21 protein-coding genes and 2 tRNA genes are annotated in these 26,237 nt (G+C 70.2%); 4 read left to right on the forward strand and 19 right to left on the reverse strand.

Features of this window, described 5'->3' with window-relative positions; translation table 11 throughout:
• Positions 1-8: 8 nt before the first annotated feature.
• From ACZ5CW_RS06930 to ACZ5CW_RS06975, 10 genes are all read right to left on the reverse strand, one after another.
• Positions 9-1,520, reverse strand: coding sequence for a CYTH and CHAD domain-containing protein (locus ACZ5CW_RS06930; protein WP_468599091.1), 1,512 nt, complete (start codon positions 1,518-1,520; stop codon positions 9-11).
• Between the two features lie 59 nt (positions 1,521-1,579).
• On the reverse strand, positions 1,580-2,776 hold the full coding sequence (gene rodA, locus ACZ5CW_RS06935) for a rod shape-determining protein RodA (protein WP_468599093.1): 1,197 nt from the start codon (positions 2,774-2,776) through the stop codon (positions 1,580-1,582).
• Positions 2,773-5,025 (reverse strand): penicillin-binding protein 2, encoded by a 2,253-nt coding sequence (mrdA, locus tag ACZ5CW_RS06940; protein WP_468599095.1) that lies wholly within the window; start codon positions 5,023-5,025, stop codon positions 2,773-2,775. The genes rodA and mrdA overlap by 4 nt, the downstream gene beginning before the upstream one ends.
• Positions 5,026-5,171: 146 nt before the next feature.
• Positions 5,172-5,849 carry a rod shape-determining protein MreD gene (gene mreD / locus ACZ5CW_RS06945; RefSeq protein WP_468599097.1) on the reverse strand — a complete coding sequence of 226 codons (678 nt, stop codon included), beginning with the start codon at positions 5,847-5,849 and terminating at the stop codon, positions 5,172-5,174.
• Positions 5,850-5,863: 14 nt separating this feature from the next.
• The gene (gene mreC, locus ACZ5CW_RS06950; RefSeq protein WP_468599099.1) at positions 5,864-6,802 is read right to left on the reverse strand and encodes a rod shape-determining protein MreC; all 939 of its coding nucleotides are present in this window, start codon (positions 6,800-6,802) and stop codon (positions 5,864-5,866) included.
• A 166-nt stretch (positions 6,803-6,968) separates the two neighbouring features.
• On the reverse strand, positions 6,969-7,988 hold the full coding sequence (locus ACZ5CW_RS06955) for a rod shape-determining protein (protein ID WP_031158632.1): 1,020 nt from the start codon (positions 7,986-7,988) through the stop codon (positions 6,969-6,971).
• 283 nt (positions 7,989-8,271) lie between these two features.
• On the reverse strand, positions 8,272-8,685 hold the full coding sequence (ndk, locus tag ACZ5CW_RS06960; protein WP_468599100.1) for a nucleoside-diphosphate kinase: 414 nt from the start codon (positions 8,683-8,685) through the stop codon (positions 8,272-8,274).
• 66 nt (positions 8,686-8,751) lie between these two features.
• On the reverse strand, positions 8,752-9,114 hold the full coding sequence (locus tag ACZ5CW_RS06965; protein WP_468599102.1) for a DUF4233 domain-containing protein: 363 nt from the start codon (positions 9,112-9,114) through the stop codon (positions 8,752-8,754).
• An 8-nt stretch (positions 9,115-9,122) separates the two neighbouring features.
• Positions 9,123-10,634, reverse strand: coding sequence for a bifunctional tetrahydrofolate synthase/dihydrofolate synthase (gene folC / locus ACZ5CW_RS06970; protein ID WP_468599104.1), 1,512 nt, complete (start codon positions 10,632-10,634; stop codon positions 9,123-9,125).
• Positions 10,635-10,945: 311 nt separating this feature from the next.
• Positions 10,946-13,576 carry a valine--tRNA ligase gene (locus ACZ5CW_RS06975; protein WP_468599105.1) on the reverse strand — a complete coding sequence of 877 codons (2,631 nt, stop codon included), beginning with the start codon at positions 13,574-13,576 and terminating at the stop codon, positions 10,946-10,948.
• A 137-nt stretch (positions 13,577-13,713) separates the two neighbouring features.
• Here ACZ5CW_RS06975 and ACZ5CW_RS06980 point away from each other — a divergent pair, with 137 nt between their 5' ends.
• Complete coding sequence (locus tag ACZ5CW_RS06980) at positions 13,714-14,670, forward strand: hypothetical protein (RefSeq protein WP_468599107.1); 957 nt, start codon at positions 13,714-13,716, stop codon at positions 14,668-14,670.
• A 64-nt stretch (positions 14,671-14,734) separates the two neighbouring features.
• Here ACZ5CW_RS06980 and clpX read toward each other — a convergent pair whose 3' ends face one another.
• The 5 genes from clpX to ACZ5CW_RS07005 form a co-directional block, all read right to left on the reverse strand.
• A complete protein-coding gene (gene clpX, locus ACZ5CW_RS06985; protein WP_468599109.1) occupies positions 14,735-16,021 on the reverse strand; it encodes an ATP-dependent Clp protease ATP-binding subunit ClpX in 1,287 nt (428 codons plus the stop codon).
• A gap of 168 nt (positions 16,022-16,189) precedes the next feature.
• The gene (locus ACZ5CW_RS06990) at positions 16,190-16,855 is read right to left on the reverse strand and encodes an ATP-dependent Clp protease proteolytic subunit (RefSeq protein ID WP_468599111.1); all 666 of its coding nucleotides are present in this window, start codon (positions 16,853-16,855) and stop codon (positions 16,190-16,192) included.
• A 69-nt stretch (positions 16,856-16,924) separates the two neighbouring features.
• Entirely contained in the window at positions 16,925-17,530 is a 606-nt protein-coding gene (locus ACZ5CW_RS06995) for an ATP-dependent Clp protease proteolytic subunit (protein WP_468599517.1), read from the reverse strand.
• Between the two features lie 365 nt (positions 17,531-17,895).
• Entirely contained in the window at positions 17,896-19,275 is a 1,380-nt protein-coding gene (tig, locus tag ACZ5CW_RS07000; RefSeq protein WP_468599113.1) for a trigger factor, read from the reverse strand.
• A gap of 179 nt (positions 19,276-19,454) precedes the next feature.
• Positions 19,455-19,531 (reverse strand) — tRNA-Pro (locus ACZ5CW_RS07005).
• 173 nt (positions 19,532-19,704) lie between these two features.
• Here ACZ5CW_RS07005 and ACZ5CW_RS07010 point away from each other — a divergent pair.
• Together ACZ5CW_RS07010 and ACZ5CW_RS07015 are read left to right on the forward strand one after the other, a co-directional pair.
• Positions 19,705-19,775: transfer RNA gene (locus tag ACZ5CW_RS07010), tRNA-Gly, on the forward strand.
• A gap of 283 nt (positions 19,776-20,058) precedes the next feature.
• A complete protein-coding gene (locus tag ACZ5CW_RS07015; protein WP_468599115.1) occupies positions 20,059-20,262 on the forward strand; it encodes a hypothetical protein in 204 nt (67 codons plus the stop codon).
• A 68-nt stretch (positions 20,263-20,330) separates the two neighbouring features.
• Here the strand turns inward: ACZ5CW_RS07015 and ACZ5CW_RS07020 are convergent, their stop codons facing one another.
• Positions 20,331-22,505: a protein kinase domain-containing protein gene (locus tag ACZ5CW_RS07020; protein WP_468599116.1), complete on the reverse strand. Its 2,175-nt coding sequence runs from the start codon at positions 22,503-22,505 to the stop codon at positions 20,331-20,333.
• Positions 22,506-22,561: 56 nt separating this feature from the next.
• Positions 22,562-22,756, reverse strand: coding sequence for a hypothetical protein (locus tag ACZ5CW_RS07025; RefSeq protein WP_030648672.1), 195 nt, complete (start codon positions 22,754-22,756; stop codon positions 22,562-22,564).
• A gap of 513 nt (positions 22,757-23,269) precedes the next feature.
• Here ACZ5CW_RS07025 and ACZ5CW_RS07030 point away from each other — a divergent pair.
• Positions 23,270-24,385: an acyltransferase family protein gene (locus ACZ5CW_RS07030; protein WP_468599518.1), complete on the forward strand. Its 1,116-nt coding sequence runs from the start codon at positions 23,270-23,272 to the stop codon at positions 24,383-24,385.
• On the opposite strand, the gene ACZ5CW_RS07035 is transcribed toward ACZ5CW_RS07030, so the two are convergent.
• Together ACZ5CW_RS07035 and ACZ5CW_RS07040 are read right to left on the reverse strand one after the other, a co-directional pair.
• Positions 24,382-24,840, reverse strand: coding sequence for an HD domain-containing protein (locus ACZ5CW_RS07035; RefSeq protein ID WP_468599117.1), 459 nt, complete (start codon positions 24,838-24,840; stop codon positions 24,382-24,384). The two genes, ACZ5CW_RS07030 and ACZ5CW_RS07035, sit on opposite strands and share 4 nt — an antisense overlap.
• Positions 24,841-24,923: 83 nt before the next feature.
• Positions 24,924-26,096 carry a SpoIIE family protein phosphatase gene (locus tag ACZ5CW_RS07040; RefSeq protein ID WP_468599119.1) on the reverse strand — a complete coding sequence of 391 codons (1,173 nt, stop codon included), beginning with the start codon at positions 26,094-26,096 and terminating at the stop codon, positions 24,924-24,926.
• Between the last annotated feature and the right edge of the window lie 141 nt (positions 26,097-26,237).

The raw sequence follows: 26,237 nt of genomic DNA on the forward strand, positions 1-26,237 counted from the left end.
CCGTACGCTCAGCCGGACGCCCCGGTGCCGATCTCCTTCCACAGGCCGGGCAGGTCCGTCTCCGCCGCCGCCGCGCGGGCCTCCTCCCTGCCGTACAGGAGCCCGTAGGTGAACGCGTTCTCCCCCGCCGCGTGGGCCACGGCGGACAGCTCGCGCAGGGTGAGGCGGGCCATGACGCTGTCCTGGTGGTCGCCGAGGAGGGTGGTCAGGGATTTCATCGCCTTGGTCAGGGAGCGCGCGGGGTTGCCCAGGGCCGGGGTGGCCGCCTCGGCCGCGTAGCGGGTGCGCTTGGCCTTCTTGCGGGCCTCGTGCAGGGCGAGGTCGCGTTCCTTGCCCGGCGGCAGGTCCAGCGCCTGCTCCACCAGGCCCGACAGCGCGGCCAGGTCCTTCTGTACGGCCTTGTCGAGCGCCTTGTGGGGCTTCTTGCCGGCGGCCTTCCGCAAGGGGGGGTCGGCGAGGAGCGTGTCCAGGGTGTCCAGGAGGGTCAGATAGCGGCGGGAGTCCAGGACGCCGGTGAGGTGGCCGTGGGCGCCGCCGCGGCGGGTGTCCGCCCAGGCCGCGAGCCGTTCGGGGACGGGGCCGGCGACCAGGTCCGGCGGGAGGGCGGCGAGCGCGGTCGTCAGGCGTTCGGCCAGTACCTCCTGGTCGCGGTCCACGCCCAGCTCGCCCGCGAGCCACTTCAGCTCGGCGCCGACGGGGTCGGTGACGGCGCGGTCGAGGACGGTGCGGAAGGTGCGCAGGGTGCTGCGGGCGCGCCGGGTGGCGACCCGCATGCGGTGCACGGAGTCGGGTACGTCGCGGCGGACGGCGGGGTCGAGTTCGACGAGCACGTCCCGCTGGGCGCGGAGGTAGGCGAGGACGTGGTCTCCGGCGGTCTCCGGGCGCGCGGGCCCGGTTCTCCTCCGGCGGCGGGCGCGGCTGCCTGCGGCGGTCTGTTCCAGGGCGCGGGCCAGTTTGGACGGCGACTCGGCGGGGCGTACACCCGCTTTGCGCAGCCGTTTCTCCACCCGGTCGAGGAAGGCGGGGTCGCCGCCCTCGGCGAGTTCCACCTCGATCTCGGTCCACTGGGCGGTTCCGCCCTTGCCGGTGAGCCGCTCGGCGGTCACGGCGTCGACGCTCGCCTCCGCCAGCAGGGCGCCGTCGGCGTCGACCAGGTGGCGGACGTCACGGGCGGAGCGCAGCCGCACCAGCGGGACCAGTTCGACGTCCCGGACGCGGGAGCGGACGAGAGCCGCGATCTCCTCGGGGACGGTGTCGGAGAGCGGGGCCCTGATCTCGTCGCGGACTCCGGGGGAGACCGGGAACTTCAGATGCCATCCGGCGTCGGTGCCTCCCGTGCGGCGGCGCAGGGTGAGGGCGGCGGCTGCCAGGCGCTCGTCGGGGGTGTCGTAGTAGAGGGCGTCGAGTTCGACCAGGCCCTTGTCCAGGACGGCCGCCACCCCGCCGACGCCGGTCAGGTCGGGCAGCCCGCTGTCGTCGGATTCGTACTTGCGCTCGATCTCGCGTTTCGTATCCGCCATGAAACGAATCTAGTGGGAGGCGGGCCCCGATGGCAGGGGGCACCGCCCGCCTCCCACCACTACGCCGACATGGGCCGCTGCACCTTGATCGACTGCAGGAGCCCGATCGCCATCCACACCGCGAACATCGATGAGCCTCCGTACGACACGAACGGCAGGGGGAGGCCGGTGACCGGCATGATGCCGAGGGTCATGCCGATGTTCTCGAAGGACTGGAAGGCGAACCAGGCGACGATCCCGGCGGCGACGATCGTCCCGTACAGCTCGGTCGAGTCACGCGCTATCCGGCAGGCACGCCAGAGGACGACCCCGAGCAGGAAGATGATCAGGCCCGCGCCGACGAAGCCCAGCTCCTCCCCCGCGACCGTGAAGACGAAGTCCGTCTGCTGCTCGGGCACGAACTGGCCGGTGGTCTGCGAGCCGTGGAAGAGCCCGGATCCGGTCAGTCCGCCGGAGCCGATGGCGATGCGGGCCTGGTTGGTGTTGTAGCCGACTCCGGCCGGGTCCAGGTCGGGGTTGGCGAAGGCCGCGAAGCGGTTGATCTGGTACTCGTCCAGGATGTGCAGCTGCCAGATGGCGATGCAGCCGATCACACCGGCGGTGAGCAGGCCGAAGACCCAGCGGTTGGAGGCGCCGGAGGCGAGCAGCACGCCCAGGACGATCGCCACCATGGCCAGCACCGAGCCGAGGTCGGGCATGAGCAGCAGGATCAGGACCGGTACGGCGGCCAGGCACAGGGACTGGAAGACGGTCCGGTGGTCCGGGTACGGCTTGTCGCCCGCGTCCACCCGCGCGGCCAGCAGCATCGCCATGCCCAGGATGATCGTCACCTTGAGGAACTCGGCGGGCTGGAGCGAGAAGCCGCCGATGACGAGCCAGTTGCGCTGGCCGTTGATGGTCGCGCCGAGCGGGGTGAGGACCACCAGGGCGAGGAGCACCGACAGGCCGTACAGGATCGGCACGGCGTTGCGCAGGGCCCGGTGGCCGAGCCAGAGCGTGCCGGTCATCAGGGCGATCCCGATGCCGAGGTTCATCAGGTGCCGGACCAGGAAGAAGTACGGGTCGCCCTGGTTGATCTCGGTGCGGTTGCGGGTCGCGGAGTACACCAGCAGCGAGCCCAGCAGGGACAGGGCGGTGGCCGCGAACAGCATCGGCCAGTCCAGCCTGCGGGTCAGCGAGTCGCGGGCGAAGATCCTGGTCCAGCCGGCCCGCTCGGGGCCGTACCCGGAGACGGAGAAGCTGTTGGCGCCGGTCATGAGGGCATCCTCCGGCTTCCCCTCCTGCGAGGCCGCCTGCGGGTGTCACGGTTGCCCGTGGTGGGCGGGGGTGTGGTGGCCGGCGGCTGCTGGTCGTCGCCGTTGGTGGTGTTGTCCTTCTGGGAGGCCTCGACGTCCTTGGCCGGGTCGCCGGTGACCTTGGGATTGACGATGGTGCCGTCCGGGCGGACCTTCGGCAGGCCCTTCTGCGGCTCCGGCAGCAGCGCCTTCTTGTGGTCGACGGAGCCGTCGCCCTGGACGCCGTAGAGCGCGCTGTAGATGTTGCGCACGGCCTCACCGGAGGCGCCGGAACCCGTACCGGCCTGGGCGATCGTCATGATCACCGTGTAGTCCTCGGAGTACGTGGCCAGCCAGGAGGTGGTCTGCTTGCCGTAGACCTCGGCCGTACCGGTCTTGCCGTGCAGCGCGATCTCGTCCTGCGGCCAGCCCCCGAACTTCCAGGCGGCCGTACCGCGCGTGATGACGCCCGCGAAGGCGTCGTCCATGCCCTTGAGGGTGGCCTGGCTGACCGGCAGCTTCCCGCTCTTCTTCGGCTTGATCGGCGTGACGGTCCTGCCGTCCGCGCTGATGATCGCCTTGCCGATGGTCGGCTGGTACATGGTGCCGCCGTTGGCGACGGCGCCGTAGATCACGGCCTCCTGGATCGGCGTGACGAGGGTGTCGCCCTGGCCGATGGAGTAGTTGATCTCGTCACCCTCGCGCATCTTGTTGCCCTCGAGGCAGTTCTCGTAGGCGATCTTCTCGACGTAGGAGCCGTCCTTCTTGCCGGACTTGCACCAGGCGTCCTTGTTGGCCTTCCAGTACGCCTCCTTCCACTGGCGGTCGGGGACGCGGCCGGTGACCTCGTTGGGCAGGTCGACGCCGGTCTCCTTGCCGAGGCCGAACTGGTGGGCGGTCTTGAAGAACCAGTCCTTGGGCTGGCCCTTCTTGGGGTTGATGCCGCCGTCCCGCTTCCACTCCTTGTCGGCGAGGCCGTAGAAGACGGTGTCGCAGGAGACCTCCAGCGCGCGGCCGAGCGAGATCGGGCCGAAGCTCTCTCCCTCGAAGTTCTTGAAGACCTGGCCGCCCACGGAGTACGAGCTGGTGCACGGGTAGCCGCCGTCCCACGGGTAGCCGGCCTGGACCGCGGCGGCCGTGGAGACCACCTTGAAGGTCGAGCCGGGCGCGGCCTGACCCTGTATGGCCCTGTTGAGCAGCGGGTAGTCGGATCCCTTCCCGGTGAGGGCCTTGTAGTCCTTGGCGGAGATGCCGCCGACCCACACGTTCGGGTCGTACGTCGGCGCGGAGGCCATGGCGACGATCCGCCCGGTCTTGGCCTCCATGACGACGACCGCGCCGGAGTCGGCCTTGTAGTTCTCACCGGTGATCTTGTCGAACTGCTGGCGGGCGATCTTCATCGCCTTGTCCAGCTCGTACTCGGCGACCCGCTGCACCCGGGAGTCGATGCTGGTGACCAGGTTGGAACCGGCCTCGGCGGCGTCCGACTTGGCCTTGCCGATGACCCGGCCGAGGTTGTCCACCTCGTAGCGGGTCACGCCGGCCTTGCCGCGCAGCACCTTGTCGTACTGACGCTCCAGGCCGGAGCGGCCGACCATGTCGGAACGCAGGTAGGGCGAGTCGGTGTCCTGGGCCTTCTGGATCTCGGTGTCGGTGACCGGCGAGAGATAGCCCAGCACCTGCGCGGAGTTGGACTTGCCGGGGCCCGCGTAGCGGCGCACGGCCTCGGGCTCGGCGGTGATGCCGGGGAAGTCCTCGGAGCGTTCGCGGATCTGCAGGGCCTGCTTGGGCGTTGCCTCGTCGGTGATCGGGATCGGCTGGTAGGGCGAGCCGTTCCAGCAGGGCTGGGGGGTCTTGGCGTCGCACAGCCGGACCTTCTGCCCGACCTCCTCGGGCTTCATGCCGAGGACGCCTGCCAGCTTGCTGAGGACGGCCTTGCCGCCGTCCGGCTGCTTGAGCAGGTCGGTGCGGGAGGCGGAGACGACCAGGCGGGTCTCGTTGTCGGCGAGGGGCACGCCCCGGGCGTCCAGGATGTCGCCGCGCACGGCGGGGTCGACGACCTGCTGGACGTGGTTGCCGGACGCCTCCTTCTGGTACTCGGCGCCCTCCCGGATCTGCAGGTACCACAACCGGCCGCCGAGCGTGCCGAGGAGGGAGAGGACGAGGATCTGGATCACGACGAGCCGGATCTGGACCCGTTGGGTCCGACCGGTCTCGGGGATGTTGGTCACTGCGGCTGTCTCCCCCTCTCAGTGCACGGACGTCCGCACGCGAAGCGCGTGTGTACGAACCGGCTGCGCGTGTACGAATGATGAACGACCGTCCTGTGAACGGACGTTCCGCGAAAGCTGCCTCGTTCGGGTGAACTCCCCGGCGCTCACAGCCGCTTGACCCCCTTGATGCGGCCGACCCGGGCGGAGCGGGTGCGAGCCTTGGCCTTCAGGGCGCCGAGGCCGCCGCGCTGGCTGCCGATGCGCAGGCCGGTACCGGAGGAGAGCCAGCCGGAGGAGATGTCGCCCGCCTTGGCGGCGGGGCCGGTCTCGGTGAGCGGGTCGTTGTCGGAGCGGCGGGCCAGCCACATGATTCCGGGGACCACGAACGGGGCGAGGAGCAGGTCGTACAGGGCGGCCGAGATCAGCAGCCCGGTCAGGCCGACGTGGCGGGCGGCGGTGTCGCCGACCAGGGCGCCCACGCCGGCGTACAGCAGGGTGGAGCCGACTGCGGCGGCGACCACGACGGCCATCGGGCCGGTCGCCGACTTCAGGCGCCCGTTCTCCGGCTTGATGAGCCCGGCGAAGTAGCCGATGACGCAGAGCACGAGCGCGTAGCGGCCGGCGGCGTGGTCGGCGGGCGGGGCCAGGTCGGCCAGCAGGCCCGCGCCGAATCCGACGAGGGCGCCGCCGACATGGCCGTACACCATGGCGAGGCCGAGGACGGTGAGCAGCAGCAGGTCGGGGACCGCGCCCGGCAGGTGCAGGCGGGCCAGGACGCTCACCTGGACCACCAGGGCCACGACCACCAGCGCGCTGGAGAGCAGGATCCGGTTGAGACGCATGGGGAAGTCAGCTCCTACTGCTGCTGCTCGTCGGCGGGTGCGTCCGCCGAGGGGGTCACCGTGACGGTCACCGTCGGCGTCGGAATCGGCTTGGGCTTGGCCGGGAGCACGGTGTCCCGCGGATCCTTCTTCGGGGCCTCGACGACCACGCCGACGACGTCCAGCTTGGTGAAGCTGACGTAGGGGGTGACGTAGAGGGTGCGGGTGAGGCCGCCACCGGAGGGGTCGACGCGGGAGACGACACCGACCGGGACGCCCGGCACGAACGGCTTGTCGGCCTGCGAGCCGAAGGTGATGAGCCGGTCGCCCTTCTCGACCTCCGCCTTGCCGTTGAGCAGTTCGACGCGCAGCGGGCGGTCGCCCTGCCCGGAGGCGAAGCCGAGTTCGTCGCTGCCCTCCATGCGGGTGCCGACGGTGAAGTCGGGGTCGTTGGCGAGCAGCACGGTGGCGGTGCCGGGGCCGACGGTGGTGACCCGGCCGACCAGCCCGTCGCCGTTGAGCACGGTCATGTCCCGCTTGATGCCGTCGTCGGCGCCGGCGTCGATGGTGATGGTCCAGGAGAAGCCCTGCGCCGCCCCGATGGCGATGACCTGGGCGCCCTTGATGCCGTACTGGCCCTCGCCGGCGATCTTGAGCATCTTGTCGAGCTGGCCCAGGCGGCTGCGGTTGCGGTCGTCGCTGCCGAGCTTCGCCTTGAGGGCCGCGTTCTCCTTCTCCAGTGCCGCGAGCCGGTCGTGCCGGCCGCCGGAGTCCCGGATCGCGGAGACGGCGTTGCCGACCGGGTCGACCGCCGAGGACAGTCCGTTCTCGACCGGGCCGAACACCGCGGCCGCGGCCTGCCGGGCACCGTCCACCGGGGAGTTGCGGCCTCCGCGGATGTCCACCGTGATCAGCGCGAACGCGATGGCGATCAGCAGGACCAGGAGCAGCCGGCTCTCTTTCGTGTCCCTCACGTGCGGCGGCCGTGCCCTTCCTCAAGTAGGAATTCGGCGGGCCCCTGGAAGACGCGCATGGTGCCACGCAAACCCAAAAGGCCCATTTGGGGGAGCTTATGCCTCTATATCAACGATCCGCCGCACGAGAGGGGAACGTCTCGTACGGCGGCATCGAAGAGTTGTGTCATCGGCGCGGCTGAGCGTCCAGGACCTGCTGCAGCGCCTCGAACTCCTCGACGCACTTGCCGGAGCCGAGCGCGACGCTGTCCAGCGGGTCCTCGGCGATGTGGATCGGCATGCCGGTCTCCCGGCGCAGCCGCTCGTCGAGCCCGCGCAACAGGGCTCCGCCGCCGGTCAGAACGATTCCTCGGTCCATGATGTCGCCGGACAGCTCCGGCGGGCACTTGTCGAGGGTCGTCTTGACCGCGTCGACGATCGCGTTGACCGGTTCCTCGATCGCCTTGCGGACCTCGGCGGCCGAGATGACGACGGTCTTGGGCAGTCCGGAGACCAGGTCCCGGCCCCGGACTTCGGTGTGCTCGTCGGCGTCGAGGTCGTACGCCGAACCGATCGTGATCTTGATCTGCTCGGCCGTGCGCTCACCCAGCAGGAGGCTGTACTCCTTCTTGATGTACTGGATGATCGCGTTGTCCAGTTCGTCGCCGGCGACGCGGATGGACTGGGCGGTGACGATGCCGCCGAGCGAGATGACCGCGACCTCCGTGGTGCCGCCGCCGATGTCCACCACCATGTTGCCGGTGGCCTCGTGGACCGGCAGACCGGAGCCGATGGCCGCCGCCATGGGCTCCTCGATGATGTGCACCTGGCGGGCACCGGCCTGGGAGGACGCCTCGATGACGGCGCGGCGCTCGACGCCCGTGATGCCCGAGGGCACGCAGACCACGACCCGCGGCCGGGCGAGATAACGACGCTTGTGGATCTTCAGGATGAAGTAGCGGAGCATCCGCTCGGTGATCTCGAAGTCGGCGATCACGCCGTCCTTCAGCGGCCGCACGGCGACGATGTTGCCCGGCGTCCGGCCGATCATCTTCTTCGCTTCGGCACCGACCGCGAGAATCCCGCCCGTGTTGGTGTTGATCGCGACGACGGACGGCTCGTTGAGCACGATGCCGCGACCCCTGACGTACACCAGCGTGTTGGCGGTCCCGAGGTCGACAGCCATGTCACGGCCGATGAACGACATTGAGTTCCCCATCCGGATTCATCTGGCCTTCCTGCGCTTTTGAGGGCATGTCAGGTCGGCGAGGCGGGTGCTGTGACGTGAAGGCTTCCATCGTAAACGGGCCTGCACGAACACTGCGCGAGGGTCTCCGCCATTGTCACCAGATGGCGGGCCGCCCCGCTTGTGGAGACGGGCGTTCGGGGGCGCTCGTTCCCTCAATCGCCGGTACTCATGCACTCGTGCCAGGAAAACGGGTGTCCGGGAGCGGGCCCCCGGACATTCCGCTTCGGCCGGCCTCGAGGCGTTACGCGCGGCCGGGGAAGAAGATCTTCACCTCGCGCTCGGCGGACTCCTCGGAGTCGGAGGCGTGGATCAGGTTCTCGCGGACGATCACGCCGTAGTCGCCGCGGATCGAACCGGGGGCGGCGGCGATCGGGTCGGTCGGGCCGGCCAGCTGACGCACGCCCTCGATGACCCGCTCACCCTCGACGATCAGGGCGACGACCGGACCGGAGGACATGAACGCGACCAGCGGCTCGTAGAACGGCTTGCCCTTGTGCTCACCGTAGTGCTGCTCCAGCGTCTCCTGGTCCAGGGTGCGCAGCTCCAGCGCGGTGATCTGCCAGTCGGCCTTGCGCTCGATACGGCTGATGATCTCGCCGGTCAGGCCGCGACGGACGGCGTCGGGCTTGAGGAGGACGAGGGTGCGCTGGCTCACGGGAGGACTCCTTACGCGACTGACGGGTGCGGTGGGACGAGGTTACAGGGCGTGTCGGGGCGCCCGTCACGCAGCGTCAGCCGTGGAGGAGGAGGACTCCGCCTGCGCCGCGAAGCGCGCCTTCGCCTCGTCCACCTTTCTGCCGAAGTGCACCGACGCCCACCACAGCGCCGCGAAGATCGCGCCGAGGAAGTACATGCTCGGGACGAAGACGCCGGAGGCGATCAGGGCGAGCTGCAGGGCCCAGCCGAGGGCGACGCCGCCCGGCCGGGTCACCATGCCGCACAGCAGCAGGCACAGGACCATGGCGATGCCGCTGACCAGCCACACCGTCGAGGTGGACAGGTCAGGGTCCTTCATGGCGACGAGCGCGGCGAACCCGACGATGAAGAACTCGCCGATGAGCGTCGATGCACAGAGCGTACGCACAGGAGATCTCAGCCCTTCCCGAGCAGCAGCCGGGCCTCGCCGACCGTGATGACGGAACCGGTGACCAGCACGCCACCGCCGGCGAACTCGCCCTCCTCCTCGGCCAGCGTGATCGCGGCCTCCAGGGCGTCCGGCAGGCGCGGTTCGACCTGCACCCGCTCCTCGCCGAACACCTCGACGGCGATCGCGGCCAGCTCGTCCGCGTCCATGGCGCGGTGGCTGGAGTTCTGGGTGACGACGACCTCGGCGAAGATCGGTTCGAAGGCCTCCAGCAGCCCGCGCACGTTCTTGTCGCCGCTCGCGCCGACGACACCGATCAGCCGGGTGAAGTCGAACGCCTCCCGCACGGCCTCCGCGGTGGCCGCGGCGCCCGCCGGATTGTGCGCGGCGTCCAGCACGACCGTCGGGGAGCGCCGGACGATCTCCAGGCGGCCCGGCGAGGAGACGGCCGCGAAGGCCTTGCGGACGGTGTCCAGGTCCAGCGGCTCCGCGCGCTGCGCGCCGACGCCGAAGAACGCCTCGACGGCGGCGAGGGCGACGGCCGCGTTGTGCGCCTGGTGGGCGCCGTGCAGCGGGAGGTAGACCTCCTGGTACTCGCCGCCGAGGCCACGCAGGGTGAGCAGCTGCCCGCCGACGGCGACCTGCCGGGCGACGACCCCGAACTCCAGGCCCTCGCGGGCCACGGTCGCGTCCACCTCGACCGCCTTCTTCAGCAGCACCTGCGCCGCGTCCACCGGCTGCTGGGCCAGGATGACGGTCGCGTCCTGCTTGATGATGCCGCTCTTCTCGGCGGCGATCTCCGCGTGCGTCTCGCCGAGCCGGTCGGTGTGGTCCAGGTCGATCGGGGTGACCACGGCGACGTCGCCGTCGATCACGTTGGTCGCGTCCCAGGAACCGCCCATGCCGACCTCGACGACGGCGACGTCCACGGGGGCGTCCGCGAAGGCCGCGTACGCCATGCCGGTGAGCACCTCGAAGAAGGACAGCCGGTACTCCTGCGAGGAGTCGACCATCTCCACGTACGGCTTGATGTCCTGGTACGTCTCGATGAACCGCTCGGCGGAGATCGGGGCGCCGTCCAGGCTGATCCGCTCGGTGATCGACTGCACGTGGGGGCTGGTGTAGCGGCCGGTGCGCAGTTCGAAGGCGCCGAGCAGGGCCTCGATCATGCGGGCGGTGGAGGTCTTGCCGTTCGTGCCCGTGATGTGGATGGACGGGTAGGAGCGCTGCGGCTCGCCGAGTACGTCCATCAGCGCGGCGATCCTGCTGACCGAGGGCTCCAGCTTGGTCTCGCCCCAGCGGGTGGCCAGCTCCGCCTCGACCTCGCGCAGGGCCTTGTCGACCTCGGGGTCCTCCGGTCGGGCCGGGACGTCGGCCTGCGGCGGGCCGCCCTGGGTACGCAGGGTGCGGCTGCCGGCCTCGATCACGGCGAGGTCGGGGTCGCGGTCGGTCTCGGCCGAGACGATCTCCTCGAAGTCGTCGAGGGGGTCTGGCTGGTCGGTGCCGTTCGGGTCGCTCACGAGGCCCAGTCTACGGAGCGGGCGGTGGCGTTGCGGCGCCGGTATGGGATGGCTTGTCTCGTCGGCGGGCTGCGGGTGTCTCGTGGCTGGTCGCGCCCACGCGGCGGAGCCGCACCCCGGCACGGCCCCGCGCCCTCGGGGAGCCGCGGTGCCGTCTGCCGTCGAGGCGGCACGGCCCCCGGGCGGTGATGCCGCTCGGGGCGGTACGGGTGGGCGCGGGCGGCACCTCGCGGCGAGCGGCGCCTCTCGCGGGGTACGCGAAGGCCCCCGGTGTATGAACGGCTCCGGGGGCCTGGCGTCGGAACGAACCCTTACGCGGGCGGCAGCTTGTCCAGCTGGGCCTGGATGCGGGCGATGTCGTCCTCGGCCTTGGAAAGGCGCGTGCGGATCTTGTCCACCACGTTCTCCGGGGCCTTGGCCAGGAACGCCTCGTTGCCGAGCTTGGCCGTGGCCTGGGCCTTCTCCTTCTCCGCGGCCGCGAGGTCCTTGGCGAGGCGCTTGCGCTCCGCGGCCACGTCGATCGTGCCGGAGAGGTCGAGGGCGACCTCCGCGCCGGCGACCGGCAGGGTGGCCGTGGCCGTGAAGGACTCGCCCTCCGGCTGCAGGCGCAGCAGCTGGCGGATGGCCGCCTCGTGCGGGGCCAGCGCCGTACCGTCCAGGGTCAGGCGGGCCGGGACCCGCTGCCCCGGCTGCAGGCCCTGGTCGGCGCGGAAGCGGCGGACCTCGGTGATGACGGACTGCAGGCTCTCGATCTCCCGCTCGGCGGCCGCGTCGCGGAAGCCGCTGTCGGCCGGCCAGTCGGCGATGACGAGCGACTCGCCGCCGGTGAGGGTGGTCCACAGGGTCTCCGTGACGAACGGGACCACCGGGTGCAGCAGCTTCAGCGTGACGTCCAGGACCTCGCCCAGGACCCGCTTGGAGACCTCGGCCGGCTCGCCGCCCGCCTGGAACGTCGTCTTGGACAGCTCGACGTACCAGTCGAAGACCTCGTCCCAGGCGAAGTGGAAGAGGGCGTCGGAGAGCTTCGCGAACTGGAAGTCCTCGTAGAACGCGTCGACTTCGGCGATGACGGAGTTGAGGCGGGAGAGGATCCAGCGTTCCGTGGCGGACATGGCGGAGGCGTCCGGCAGCGGGCCCTCGACCGTCGCGCCGTTCATCAGCGCGAAGCGGGTCGCGTTCCAGATCTTGTTGGCGAAGTTGCGGGAGCCCTGGACCCAGTCCTCGCCGATCGGCACGTCGACACCCGGGTTGGCGCCGCGGGCCAGGGTGAAGCGCAGGGCGTCGGAGCCGTACTTGTCCATCCAGTCCAGCGGGTTGACCGCGTTGCCGAAGGACTTCGACATCTTCTTGCCGAACTGGTCGCGGACCATGCCGTGCAGGGCGATGGTGTGGAACGGCGGGGTGCCGTCCATCGCGTACAGGCCGAACATCATCATCCGGGCGACCCAGAAGAACAGGATGTCGTAGCCGGTGACCAGCACGGAGTTCGGGTAGAACTTCGCGAGCGACTCGGTCTGTTCGGGCCAGCCGAGGGTGGAGAACGGCCACAGGCCGGAGGAGAACCAGGTGTCGAGGACGTCGGTGTCCTGCTTCCAGCCCTCCGCCTCGGTCCCGGGCGGCTGCTCGTCGGGGCCGACGCAGACGACCTCGCCGTTCGGGCCGTACCAGACCGGGATGCGGTGGCCCCACCACAGCTGCCGCGAGATGCACCAGTCGTGGAGGTTGTCGACCCAGTCGAAGTACCGCTTCTCCATCTCCTGCGGGTGGATCTTGACCTTGCCCTCGCGGACGGCGTCACCGGCCGCCTTGGCCAGCGGGCCGACCTTGACCCACCACTGCATCGACAGGCGCGGCTCGATGGTGGTCTTGCAGCGCGAGCAGTGGCCGACGGAGTGGACGTACGGCCGCTTCTCGGCGACGATCCGGCCCTCGGCGCGCAGCGCGGCGACGATGGCGGAGCGGGCCTCGAGGCGGTCCAGGCCCTGGAAGGGGCCGTGGGCGGTGATGACGGCGTGCTCGTCCATCACGGTGAGGGACGGCAGGTTGTGCCGCTGGCCGATCTCGAAGTCGTTCGGGTCGTGGGCCGGGGTGACCTTGACCGCGCCGGTACCGAACTCGGGGTCGACGTGCGTGTCGGCGACGACCGGGATGGAGCGGTCGGTCAGCGGGAGCTTGACGAGCTTGCCGATGAGGTGCCGGTAGCGCTCGTCGTCGGGGTGGACGGCGACGGCGGTGTCGCCGAGCATCGTCTCGGCACGGGTGGTGGCGACGACGATCGTGTCGTCCCCGTCGCCGTACTTCATCGAGACCAGCTCGCCGTCGTCGTCCTGGTACTCGACCTCGATGTCCGAGATGGCCGTCAGACAGCGCGGGCACCAGTTGATGATGCGCTCGGCGCGGTAGATCAGCTCGTCGTCGTAGAGGCGCTTGAAGATGGTCTGGACGGCCTGGGAGAGGCCCTCGTCCATGGTGAAGCGCTCACGGGACCAGGCGACGCCGTCGCCGAGGCGGCGCATCTGGCCGCTGATCTGGCCGCCGGACTCGCCCTTCCACCGCCAGACGCGCTCGACGAACGCCTCCCGGCCCAGGTCGTGGCGGGACTTGCCCTCCTTGGCCAGCTCGCGCTCGACCACGTTCTGCGTGGCGATGCCGGCGTGGTCCATACCGGGCTGCCACAGCGTCTCGTGGCCCTGCATGCGCTTGCGGCGGGTCAGGGCGTCGATGAGGGTGTGCTCGAAGGCGTGCCCGAGGTGCAGGCTGCCGGTGACGTTCGGCGGCGGGATGACGACCGTGTACGGCGGCTTGTCGCTCTTCGCGTCGGCCTCGAAGTAACCGCGCTCTACCCAGCGCTCGTACAGCGGCCCCTCTACATCGGCCGGCGCGTACTGGGTCGGCAGTTCGGAGTCGGGCGCGGGTGGCTGCTGCTGAGCGTTCTCGGTCACGGGGGTCAGTTTAGAGGTGTCACGGGGTGGTCCCGAAACGCGTTTGTTCTGTAACGGTGCGACCCCCGGTGCCGTGTGTTTGCCGGGCCTGGGCCAGGATGTCAGGAACACATAAGCTCCTGGAGGGGAACGCAGGAATGAGCAACAACCAGCCGGGCCCGTACGGCGGCCCGCCCCAGCAGCCGGGTCCGTACGGCCAGCAGGGGCAGCCCGGTCCGTACGGCCAGTCGGGCCCCTACGGCCAGGCAGGCCCCTACGGCCAGCAGCCGCAGGCTCCGCAGCCCGGCTACGGCTACCCCCAGCAGACCCCTCCGGCGCAGCCGGGGTACGGCTACCCGCAGCAGGGCGTGCCGCCGCAGCCGAACCCGTACGGGCAGCAGCAGCCCTACGGCATGCCGCAGGCGCCGCAGCCGAGCGGGGGGAAGAAGAAGACGGGCCTGATCATCGCCGCGGTGGCCGTGGTGGCGGCCGTGGCCGTGGGTGCGTACTTCGTGATCGGCGGCGGGAGCGGCGGCAGCGACGTCGCGGACGACGGCCCGCACAAGCTGACGACTCCGGCGACGGTGCTGACGGAGTACAAGAAGTCCAAGAGCGAGTCCGACACCATGACGTCCAGTGACCTCAAGGACGCCGAGAACTGGGGCGTGCACGACCCCAAGGACGTCAGCGCCGAATACAAGTCCGGTGACGAGAGCAACCCGCTCAGCCAGAAGATGATCAAGTTCGGCGGGGTGTACGGGACGATCGACGACCCCGAGAAGGCCGTCGACGCGATGTTCGCGTACATGAAGAAGGAGAGCAACAAGGACAGCAGCGAGGGTGTCGGCCTCGTGGGCGAGCCTAAGCAGTACAAGCCCGCCTCGCTCAAGGGCGCGGTCCTCAAGTGCCAGCAGATCAAGGGCACGAACCCCGACAGCACCGCCAGCGGTCCCAAGGAGATGACGTTCGACGTCTGCATCTGGGGCGACAAGAGCACCCTGGGCATGGTCATGCCGATGGACATCGCCACCCTCGCGGCCGGCCGGTCCAGCGACCCGGCGGCCGACGCCGAACTGGCGGCCAAGTTCCGCAACGAGGTCCGCGTCAAGGCCTGACGCGGACGGCGCTACGCCGAAAGGGCCCCGGTCGGTCGACCGGGGCCCTTTCTCGTACCTGGGGTCATGCCGTCTTCTGCTCGCCCGAACCCCGGCCCCGGGCCTCCCGCGGGATGAGGGTCGGGTTGACGTTGGAGAGGACCACGTCGGCCGTGATGACGACGCGCGCCACGTCCTTGCGGGACGGGACCTCGTACATCACGCCCTGGAGGACCTCCTCCATGATGGCGCGCAGGCCGCGGGCGCCGGTCTGGCGGAGGATGGCCTGGTCGGCGATGGCCTCCAGCGCCTCGCGCTCGAAGTCCAGCTCCACGCCGTCGAGTTCGAAGAGGCGCTGGTACTGCTTGACCAGCGCGTTGCGGGGCTCCACCAGGATCTTGAGCAGGGCCTCACGGTCCAGGTTGTGGACGCTCGTGATCACGGGGAGGCGGCCGATGAACTCGGGGATCATGCCGAACTTGACCAGGTCCTCCGGCATGACGTCCTCGAAGACGTCCTTGGCCTCCAGCTCGCGCTTGGAGAGGATCGTCGCGCCGAAGCCGATGCCCTTGGCGCCGGCCCGGGCCTCGATGATCTTCTCCAGGCCCGCGAAGGCACCGCCCACGATGAACAGGACGTTCGTCGTGTCGATCTGGATGAACTCCTGGTGGGGGTGCTTGCGGCCGCCCTGGGGAGGGACCGAGGCCGTGGTGCCCTCGAGGATCTTCAGGAGCGCCTGCTGCACGCCCTCGCCGCTCACGTCGCGGGTGATCGACGGGTTCTCGCTCTTGCGGGCCACCTTGTCGATCTCGTCGATGTAGATGATGCCCGTCTCGGCCTTCTTGACGTCGTAGTCCGCCGCCTGGATGAGCTTCAGCAGGATGTTCTCGACGTCCTCGCCGACGTAGCCCGCCTCGGTCAGCGCCGTCGCGTCGGCGATCGCGAAGGGGACGTTCAGCATGCGCGCCAGGGTCTGCGCGAGGAGGGTCTTGCCGGAGCCCGTGGGGCCCAGCAGCAGGATGTTGGACTTCGCCAGCTCGATGGCGTCGTCACGGCCGCTCGCGCCGCCGTTCTCGCCCGCCTGGACCCGCTTGTAGTGGTTGTACACCGCGACGGAGAGCGCCTTCTTGGCCGCTTCCTGGCCGACCACGTAGCCCTCGAGGAACTCGTAGATCTCGCGGGGCTTGGGCAGTTCCTCCCAGCGGACCTCGCTGGTCTCCGCGAGTTCTTCCTCGATGATCTCGTTGCAGAGGTCGATGCATTCGTCGCAGATGTACACACCGGGCCCTGCGATGAGCTTCTTGACCTGCTTCTGGCTCTTGCCGCAGAACGAGCACTTGAGCAGATCGCCGCCGTCACCGATGCGTGCCACGGTGTGCTTCCCCTTCGCCTGGGAGACGCCTGGACACTGAGATCCAGCGGCTCCTGGTGCTGCCTTATGTCCGACGGTACCTTGCCGGGCCCGGTGTTCGGGCCCCCCTTGGCAGGGTTCACTTTGACGTGCACCGTGCCAAGAGGGGCAGAAAGTACGCCCTCCGGGTCAGCGGACCGCGGAGTTGTTCAGCTTGCGGGTGGAGATGATCTGGTCGACGAGGCCGTACTGCAGCGCCTCCTCGGCCGTGAGGATCTTGTCGCGCTCGATGTCCTCGCGGATCTTCTCGATCGGCTGGTTCGAGTGCTTCGCCAGCATGTCCTCCAGCTGCTCGCGCATCCGGGTGAACTCCTTGGCGATGATCTCCAGGTCGGAGAGCTGGCCACGGCCGGTGGAACCCGCCGGCTGGTGGATCAGCACGCGGGAGTTCGGCAGCGCCATGCGCTTGCCCGGGGTACCGGCGGCCAGCAGGATGGCCGCGGCGGAGGCCGCCTGGCCCATGCACACCGTCTGGATGTCCGGCTTCACGAACTGCATGGTGTCGTAGATCGCCGTCAGGGCGGTCATGTCGCCACCGGGGCTGTTGATGTAGATCGAGATGTCCCGGTCCGGGTCCATCGACTCCAGGCACAGCAGCTGCGCCATGACGTCGTTGGCGGAGGCGTCGTCGATCTGGACGCCCAGGAAGATCACGCGCTCCTCGAAGAGCTTCGCGTACGGGTCGTACTCGCGGATGCCCTGGGAGGTGCGCTCGACGAAGCGCGGGATGACGTAGCGGCTGTCGGGGCGGGGCCCTTCGTACATGCCGCTGGCGGCGCCGGGGAAGTTGCTCATGGGGTGTTCACCGTCCTGGTGGCGTTCTGGGGGCTTCGGTCTCGGCGGTGCGTGGCGTGGCCTGGCCGGTCAGGCACCGGTGCCGCCGCCTCCCGGAACACCCGAGGCGTGCGTGATGATCTCGTCAATGAGACCGTACTCCTTGGCCTCTTCCGGGGTGAACCAGCGGTCGCGGTCGCCGTCGCGGATGATCGTCTCGACCGTCTGGCCGGAGTGCTGCGCGGTCAGCTCGGACATGCGCTTCTTGGTGCGCAGCAGGTACTCGGCCTGGATCTTGATGTCCGAGACCGTGCCGCCGAGGCCCGCGGAACCCTGGTGCATCATGATGTCCGCGTGCGGCAGCGCGAAGCGCTTGCCCGCGGCGCCACCGGTGAGCAGGAACTGGCCCATCGAGGCGGCCATGCCCATGGCGATGGTGACCACGTCGTTCGGGATGTACTGCATGGTGTCGTAGATCGCCATGCCGGCCGTCACCGAGCCACCGGGGCTGTTGATGTAGAGGAAGATGTCCTTGTCCGGATCGGCGGCAAGGAGCAGCAGCTGTGCGGTGATCTTGTTGGCGATGTCGTCGTCAACCTGCTGGCCGAGGAAGATGATCCGCTCGTTGAGCAGCCGGTTGTAGACCTGGTCGCCGAGGCCACCACCGATGGAAGGCTCGCCGGCGGCTGAAGGCATCAGATTCGTCACGTATCCACCTGCTCGTCTTACGACGGCGCCGGGCCGTCTCACGTCGTCCTGCCGGAGGCTTGGCTGGGGGTTTCAGGAGACTCCCCTGCCCCCGTACTCATGGACCCTAACGCGCGGGTCCCTTCGGGGAATCCCGGAGATGGGAGTGTTCGCCGGGGGCGTAGCGCTCCGCAGACGGACCGGTGCGGTTCGTAGGAGGCGGCCCCGCCGTGATCCGGACCGCGCGATGCGCGGGGCCCCTCACGCGGTTCCCCGCGCCCCTTGGGCCGGCGGCACCGCCCGGGGAGACGAACGGGCCCCGGGGAAAGTCCCCAGGGCCCGTCGTACGCGCGTCAGAGGCGCCGTAGGGCGGTTCAGCCCTCGGTCTTCTCCTCGTCGGACTCGGCGGCCGGAGCCTCGGCGGCGGCCTCGGTCTCCTCCTCCTCGTCGTCCAGGTCGATGACCTCGCCGTTGGTGTCCTTCACCGTGGCGGCCTCGACCACGACGGCCAGGGCCTTGCCGCGGGCGACCTCGCCGACCAGGAGCGGCACCTGGCCACCCTCGACGACGGCCTGGGCGAACTGGTCGGGGGACATGCCGGAGGAGGCCGCGCGCCGCATGAGGTGCTCGGTCAGCTCCTCCTGGTTGACGTTCAGCTGCTCCTTCTTGACCAGCTCGTCGAGGACGAACTGGGTCTTGATGCCCTTGACCGCGGCCTCGCGGGTCTCGGTCTCGAACTCCTCGGCGGTCTTGCCCTGGATCTCCAGGTACTTGTCGAGGGTGAGGCCCATCTGGCCGAGCTGGTGGTGCTCCAGGTTGTGCTTGCGGGTGTTGATCTCGTCCTCGAGCAGCTTCTCGGGGACCGGGACCTCGACCAGCTCGAGGAGCTTCTCCAGGACGCGCTCCTGGGCCTGGGTGGCCTGGTCGAACTGCTTCATGTTGGCCAGGCGCTTGCGGCTGTCGGCCTTCAGCTCGTCCAGGGTGTCGAACTCGGAGGCGAGCTGCGCGAACTCGTCGTCCAGCTCGGGCAGTTCACGGGCGGCGACCTGGGTGACCTTGACGGTGACCTCGGCCTCCTTGCCCGCGGCGGAGCCGCCCTTCAGCTCGGAGGTGAAGGTGGCCTCCTCGTCGGCGGACAGGCCCTTGACGGCGTCGTCGATGCCGTCCAGCAGCTCACCGGAGCCGATGGTGTAGGACACGCCGTCGGCGACGCCGTCCTCGAGGACCTCGCCGTCGACCTTGGCCTGCAGGTCGATGGTGACGACGTCGCCGTCCTCGGCGGCACGCTCGACCGGGGAGGTGGAGGCGAAGCGCTCGCGCAGCTGCTCGACCGACTTCTCCACGTCCTCGTCGGTCACCTCGACGGCGTCGACCTCGACCTCGATACCGGAGTAGTCCGGGATCTCCAGGGCCGGGCGGATGTCGACCTCGGCGGTGAAGTTCAGCGTCTCGCCGTCCTTCAGCTCGGTGATGTCGACCTCGGGCTGGCCCAGCGGGTTCAGCTCGGCCTCGTTGACCGCCTCGGTGTAGAACTTCGGCAGCGCGTCGTTGACGGCCTCCTCCAGCACCGCACCGCGGCCGAAGCGCTGGTCGATGACGCGGGCCGGGATCTTGCCCTTACGGAAGCCCTTCACCGTGACCTGCTGGTTGATCTTCTTGTACGCCGCGTCGAGGCTGTCCTTGAGCTCCTCGAAGGGCACCTCGACAGTGAGCCGAACCCGGGTCGGGTTCAGGGTCTCCACGGCGCTCTTCACGGTTCGGTCTCCTTGTGGCTGACTTCTTGGTTTCTGCCGGAGCCAGACTGGTCCGGCGGATTTCGTCGCCCGGAGGAGTTCGTAGGCCGAGTGGGCCGGGACACACGGGCGCGCAGCTTGCATAGTAACCGCAGCCGGTCAGCGCCCCAAAAGGCGATCATCACGAGGTCACGAGCCGGTGGTCGGGGTGGCGGGATTTGAACCCACGGCCTTCCGCTCCCAAAGCGGACGCGCTACCAAGCTGCGCCACACCCCGTCTGGTGCGACACGTAGGGTACATGCCCCGGCCGGATACGTCGGCCGCATTCACGGGAGCGGTCGGGTGCGGCATGCGCGCGGTCCACGCGCCGGGCAACACGTTGGCCTCGGCGGTGTGCGACCCGCTACGATGCCTCCAGTGCCGCGGTCACGGACCTGCGGCGCAGTGCTGCGGGCGTAGCTCAATGGTAGAGCCCTAGTCTTCCAAACTAGCTACGCGGGTTCGATTCCCGTCGCCCGCTCTGTACGGCTCAGGGCCGGGTCGGAGGATGATTCCTCCGACCCGGCCCTGAGCCGTTTCCCGGAGCTGGGATCAGCGCGGCGCGGCCCCTCGGCAGCGTGTTCGGCGTAGGCACACGCCTCCGCAATCACCCGTCCGAGGGACCGTGGGCCTTGCCCGAGGCGCCCTGGATACGTCCTGGCGGAAGAGACGTCACTATGGGTCTCAAGCAGGAGGCCCGCACCACCGAACGGGCTTGGCGGCAAGATCGGTGGGGCGGGCACCGAGTACCAGGAGGTACCGCTATGAGTGTGGCTCCGATCCGCTCTGCACTGTCAATCGCTCGCCCGAGGGACTGGGCGGCCCTGCTCATCGTCATCGTGATCGTCTATGTCCCGGCGGCGCAGATCCAGGACATCCTGACCACTCTGGTCGCCCTGTCAGGAGTGCTCGTCTCGGGCTCGGCGGTGAGGGCCGTGTCAGCGCGGCTGCCGCAGACGACCGCCTAGGGACGGGCTGGGCTCGATCGGTCCAGGGGCCCGGTCTCCGCTTCGGCGGAGCCGGGCCCCTGGCGTGTTCACAGGTCTTTGACGTCCACGCTGTAGACCGAGCGGATGCCGTAGGGGACGTAGAGGGCGTCGCCGGACAGGACGGGGGACGCGGGGCTCTCGGAGGAGCCGGTGGTGTCGCTGTCGTCCCGGCCGGGGAGCGTGCCCGTGACCCGGCCGGTGCGCAGGTCCAGGGCAGCCAGCCGACCGGTGGGCGAGGCCAGGTAGAGCCGGGTGGCGGAGGCGGTGGGCGGGCCGGGCTGTTCGACGGTGGAGTTGCTCTGCCACAGCTGCCGGCCGGTGTCCGGGTCGACCGCGCGGACACTGCCGCTGCCGAGGGTGAGGTAGAGGGTGCCCCGGACCAGGTAGACGCCCGTGGCGGCCTTCGGGACGGTCAGCCGTACGGTCGTCACGACGCGCGAGGAGAGGTCGATGAGGGTCAGGCGGCTCAGTCTCCCCAGGAACGGGTCGGTGCCCAGCACCAGGCGGCCCCGTGCCTGGCCGAACGGGTACACCCCGCCCTCGGCCGTCCGGGTCCAGCGGGGCTTGCCGGTGGCGGGGTCGAGCTGGGCGATGGTGGTGTGGTCGGCGTCGCCCTTGCCGTCGGGGGTGTGGCACACCAGGTAGGCCTGGCCGCCGGCGCCGCTCAGCATGCAGTCGCCCTCGTCGTTCATGCCGTAGGGCAGCCGGTGGTGCCAGCGGACCCGGCCGTGTGCGGCGTCGAGGAGGGCGTAGGAGCCGGACGCGTCGCCGTAGGTGGTGATGACGCCCGCGGGGACGGCGACCGCGCCGCCGGAGTCCGGTCCGACGCCGTTCACGTTGTCGGCGACGACCGTCGTCCAGGCCGCCTTGCCGGTGGCCGTGTCCAGGGACTGCACGGTGTAGCGGGTCCGGCTCTCCGGGTCCGGCTTAGCGCCCTTGATGTCACGGTCGTCGGCGCCGAAGGCGTACACGCCGCCGGGGCGGGTGCCGATGATCGTGCCTCCGCCGCTGCTGGTGGTCGCGGCGGGTGTGGGGTCCATGGGCCGGGTCCAGGCGTTGCGGCCGTCGGCGAGGTCGAACCGGGCGGCCATGATGCCGTCGCCGGCGCACAGCAGCGACTGCCGCGAGACGACGCAGCGGTTGAAGGAGCTGCTCGGTCCCATGGCGTTCGGCTTCTCGGCCGTGGGGTCCGCGGCCTGCCGGTGCCAGGCGTGCCAGCCGGCCGGCAGCGCGTGCGGCGCGCTGCCGCCGTCGCGGGCGAGGACGGTGGTGGCGGCGGTCACGGCGGCCAGCACGGCGGCGGTGGCCACCGCCGCCGGCCACCACCGGCGCCGGCGGCGGCGCGGCGGCTGCTCGGGCCGGGTCGCCGGTCCGGCCGCCTCCGCCTCGGGTGCCGGGGCGCGGTCGGGCAGCCGGCCGTCGCGGAGCAGGCCCAGCAGCTCGTCCGGGGTGGCCCGGGACTTGGGGTGTTTCTCCAGGCAGAGGCGGACGAAGGGGAGCAGCGCGTCCGGGACGCCGTCGAGGTCGGCACGTCCCTCGACGACACGTGTCGCCGTCTCCCAGGGGCTGGTGCTGTCGAACGGGCCGCGCCGGGTGGCGGCGTACACGACGACGGCGCCGAGCGAGAAGATGTCGGTGGCCGGGCCGACCTCGTGCGGGGAGGCGAACTGCTCGGGGGACATGAAGGGCGGGGTGCCCATCACGCGGCCGGTCTGGGTGAGGGCGTCCATGGCGGCGAACTCGGCGGCGCGGGAGATGCCGAAGTCGATGACCCGGGGGCCGTCCTCGGCGAGCATGACGTTGGCCGGTTTCAGGTCACGGTGGACCACTCCGGCGCGGTGGATGTCGCGCAGGGCCTCGGCGAGGCCGGCGGCGAGTTCGCGCAGCCGGTCGGGCGGGAGCGGGCCGTGGTGGCGGACGTGGGTGCCGAGGTCCTCGGCGGGGATGTAGAGCGTGGCCATCCAGGGGCGCGGCGCGTCGGCGTCCGCGTCCACCACGGGCGCCGTGAAGGCGCCGCTGACCTGGCGGGCGGCGGCCACCTCGCGGCGGAACCGGATGCGGAACTCGTCGTCGTCGGCGTACTGGCCGTGGACGACCTTCACGGCGAGCCGGCGGCCGGACGCGGAGCGGGCGAGGTAGACCACGCCCATGCCGCCGCTGCCGAGGCGGTCCTCGATCCGGTAGCCGCCGACCTCCGCCGGGTCGGAGTCGCGCAGCGCCATGCCCTTTGCATCCCCCGTTGTCACAGTCGTCCAGGATCTACCGGCCCCCCGCCGGGTCAGAACCTGATCGAGTTGATGGACTCCGCTATCGAGTTCAGGAATCTGTTGATGGACGGCGCCATGCCGGTCGAGGCGAGGAAGAACCCGAAGAGGATCGCGACGATCGCGGGTCCGGCCTTGATGTTCCCCCCTCGGATCAGCACCACCAGGATGATCGCCAACAGCAGCACCACTGACAGTGAAATGGCCACAACTGATCACACCCTCGGTCGGTCCGCTCCGCCGGCCCGGGGGTACGGCCCGCGCACCCCCGCCAGAACCATCGTGCCACCAACCCGGCTTCCTCATGCCGTTCGTGACACAACGTCGGGCAAGTACTCGCGCGTGCGACACCTCGCACAGGAATGCGACAGGACACCCGGTCACGAAATCCCCACGAATTTACGAGACTTCGTTTCCATATCCACGCACCATCTGGGCCGGCGATTCGAAGTACATAACGCAGAGGCGCCGTATGCCCGAATTAGTCTGGATTAATCGGTACATCCAGGGTGAACGGGCGACACCTGTGTGCCCATCATCACGTCGGCTAGGCAGGCAAGTTCGTCGAATTACGGGGTACCCGGGCGTGATAACCAGGAATAACAACGCGGGTTTTACGGAATCCCACAGCCGACGCTAGGGTGCCTGAGATGTTTGACGCCGCCCCGTCCCCCGGCCACAACCGCAGGCCGCTCCCCCCGGCACAGTCGCCGGCGCGCGGAGTGCCCGGTCCGCGTACCCCGACGCGTGCGCAGGAAAGGCAGTCACCGACCGACAGACCGGGCAGACAGCGCGACGCGTTCTTCGACAACGCCAAGTACCTGGCGATCGTGCTGGTGGCGCTGGGACACTCCTGGTCGGCGATCAAGACCGACAACCGGGTGCTCGAAGGCCTGTACAACGTCGTGTACACCTTCCACATGCCGGCGTTCATCGTCATCTCCGGCTACTTCTCCCGCAGTTTCGACATGCGCCCGGACCGGCTGAAGCGGCTGGTCACCGGCATCGCGGTCCCCTACCTGCTGTTCCAGGTCGCCTATTCGCTCTTCCGCCGCTACGCGGGCCAGGCCGACGACCCGATCAGCCTGGTCTCCCCGTACTACCTGACCTGGTTCCTGTGCGCGCTGTTCATCTGGCGGCTGACCACCCCCTTGTGGAAGGTGGTGCGCTGGCCGCTGCCCATCGCGCTCGGCATCGCCATGGTCGCGTCGGCCACCCGGGGCATCGACGACAATCTGGACCTCGGCCGCGTCCTGCAGTTCCTGCCGTGCTTCGTCGTCGGTCTGCTGCTGAAGCCGGAGCACTTCGCGCTGATACGCCGACGGCGGGTGCGGATCCTGTCCGTGCCGGTGTTCGCCGCCGCGCTGGCGGTCGGCTGGTGGACCGTGCCGCGCGTGGACGGCGGATGGTTCTACCGGCAGTTCTCCGCGCAGGATCTCGGTGCGCCCTGGTGGACCGGGCCGCTCATGACGCTGGCCATGTTCGGCTGCGCGCTGCTGCTGACCGCCTGCTTCCTCGCCTGGGTGCCGGGCCGCCGCACGTGGTTCACCGCGCTCGGCGCGGGCACGCTGTACGGCTATCTGCTGCACGGCTTCGTGGTCAAGAGCGCCGTCTACACGGGCGGGTTCGACCTCGCCGATCAGTACGGGGCCCTGGGCGACATGGCGGTCACCGTCCTCGCGGCCGCCGCCGTCACCCTGCTGTGCACCAAGCCGGTGCAGCGCGTCTTCCGCTTCGCGATGGAGCCGAAGATGGAGTGGGCGTTCAAGCAGGACGCGGCCGAACTGGCCCGGGAACGGCAGCGCGAGGAACGCGAGCGCGAGAAGGTCGGCGTCTAGCCGGCCGGGTCCAGGCCGAGAAGTGCGCGCATCCGGGCGTACTTCTCGGTCAGTCGTCTCCGGGTCGCCTCGGGCAGGGCGGCCAGCCGCCCCGGGTCGGCGTTGTGCGCCAGGTCGGACTCCTTCACCAGCAGCGCGCCCGGGGTGGCGAGGATCCGGCGGGCGTACTCCTGCGGTTCCTCCCCCGGGCGCTTGGTGAGGGCGTCCACGATGGCCTTGGTGCGCGGGGTCAGGGCGGCCGCGGCCAGCCACTCCCGGGTGAGCGCGGCGTCCTCGACCGAGTCGTGCAGCCAGGCCGCCGCGATCTGCTCCGGGTCGCCGCCGCGGGCGCGGACGCCCTCGGCGACGGCCGCGAGGTGTTCGGCGTAGGGCCGTCCCGCCTTGTCGGTCTGCCCCTCGTGGGCGGCGCGCGCGACGGCTTCGACCTCGGCCGGGGTGAGTTGCGTCTCGGTCACCCCGCCAGTGTCTCCCGCCGCGGGGCCGCCCGGGGCCGGAACGGTGACCGCGGTGCGCCCGAGGGCAGGCCCCCGGTCCCGGCTCAGTGGCCGTTCGGCGAGGCCTGGCGGCAGATGAGCAGGAGGGCGCGGTCGTCGTTGACATCCTTCGCGACCGCTTCGATGAGGTGCCAGGCGGCACCGTGGAAGCCGCCGGCGACGTAGCGGTCGGCCTCGCCGGTGAGGCGGTCGATGCCCTCGACGATGTCGCGGTCGGAGGTCTCCACCAGTCCGTCCGTGAACACCATCAGCACGTCACCGGGCCGCAGCGCCCCCTTCACGGGGTCGAACTGGGCACCGTCGTACACACCCAGCAGCGGCCCCTCGGCGGCCTTCTCCTCCCAGCGGCCGCTGCCCGCGCTGAGCTGCAGCCCCGGCGGGTGGCCCGCGGAGTACAACTCGTAGTCCCCGGAGTCCAGGTCCAGGACCAGGTGGATGGAGGTGGCGAAGCCCTCGTCCCAGTCCTGGCGCAGCAGGTAGCCGTTCGCGGCCGGGAGGAAGGCGTGCGGGGGGAGCGAGCCGAGGAGGCCGCCGAAGGCACCGGACAGCAGCAGGGCGCGCGAGCCCGCGTCCATGCCCTTGCCGGACACGTCCGTGAGCACGACCTCCAGCGTGCGGCCGCCGTTCGTGCGGGCCGCGACGACGAAGTCACCGGAGAAGGACTGTCCGCCGGCCGGGCGCAGCGCCATCTCGTGGTGCCAGCCCTGCGGCAGCTTCGGCAGCTTGCTCTGCACCCGGATCCGCTCGCGCAGGTCGAAGAGCATGGTGCCGCCGCGCCGCCAGGGCACCCCGACCCGGCTGCGGAACTGCGCGGTCAGCAGCCCGAAGAAGCCGCACGCGGCGACCACGAGGACCACGCCCGGGGTGACCCGCGACGGCCCCTCGGTGTACGGGCCGAGGCGCACCGACTCCACGATCAGCGCGGTGGCCGCCGCCGCGTACAGCCCGAGCAGGCTCGCCGGGCGCAGCAGCAGGCCGCCCGCGACGATCGGCAGCACCAGGGTGGCCGGCGAGCACCACACCGAGTCGACGAGGGTCATGGCCGCGAGAACGGGTATGACGAGCAGCAGTCCGACGAACGCGATCCAGTCCGAGCCGTCGCCGCGGAAGTAGTCGACGGCACTTCTGCGCAGGCCGACGCGTGCCCGGTGCCACTGCATCTTGCACCGGGCTGTGAACGTCTCGGCCTTCGCACGCCGCTCTCGTCCTGCTGCCATCAGTTCGGGACCCTATCCATCGGACCGGCCGCTTGGCACGGGAGGTCCCACTTGTCCCCCGTGCGAGGCTCCGCCGCGCCGTTCGTCGTCGCCGCTCGCTTCGCGGTGCGTCCTCACAGTGAACGGCACGCGCGGCCGTCG

This window comes from Streptomyces sp. NPDC031379, from assembly GCF_055569615.1.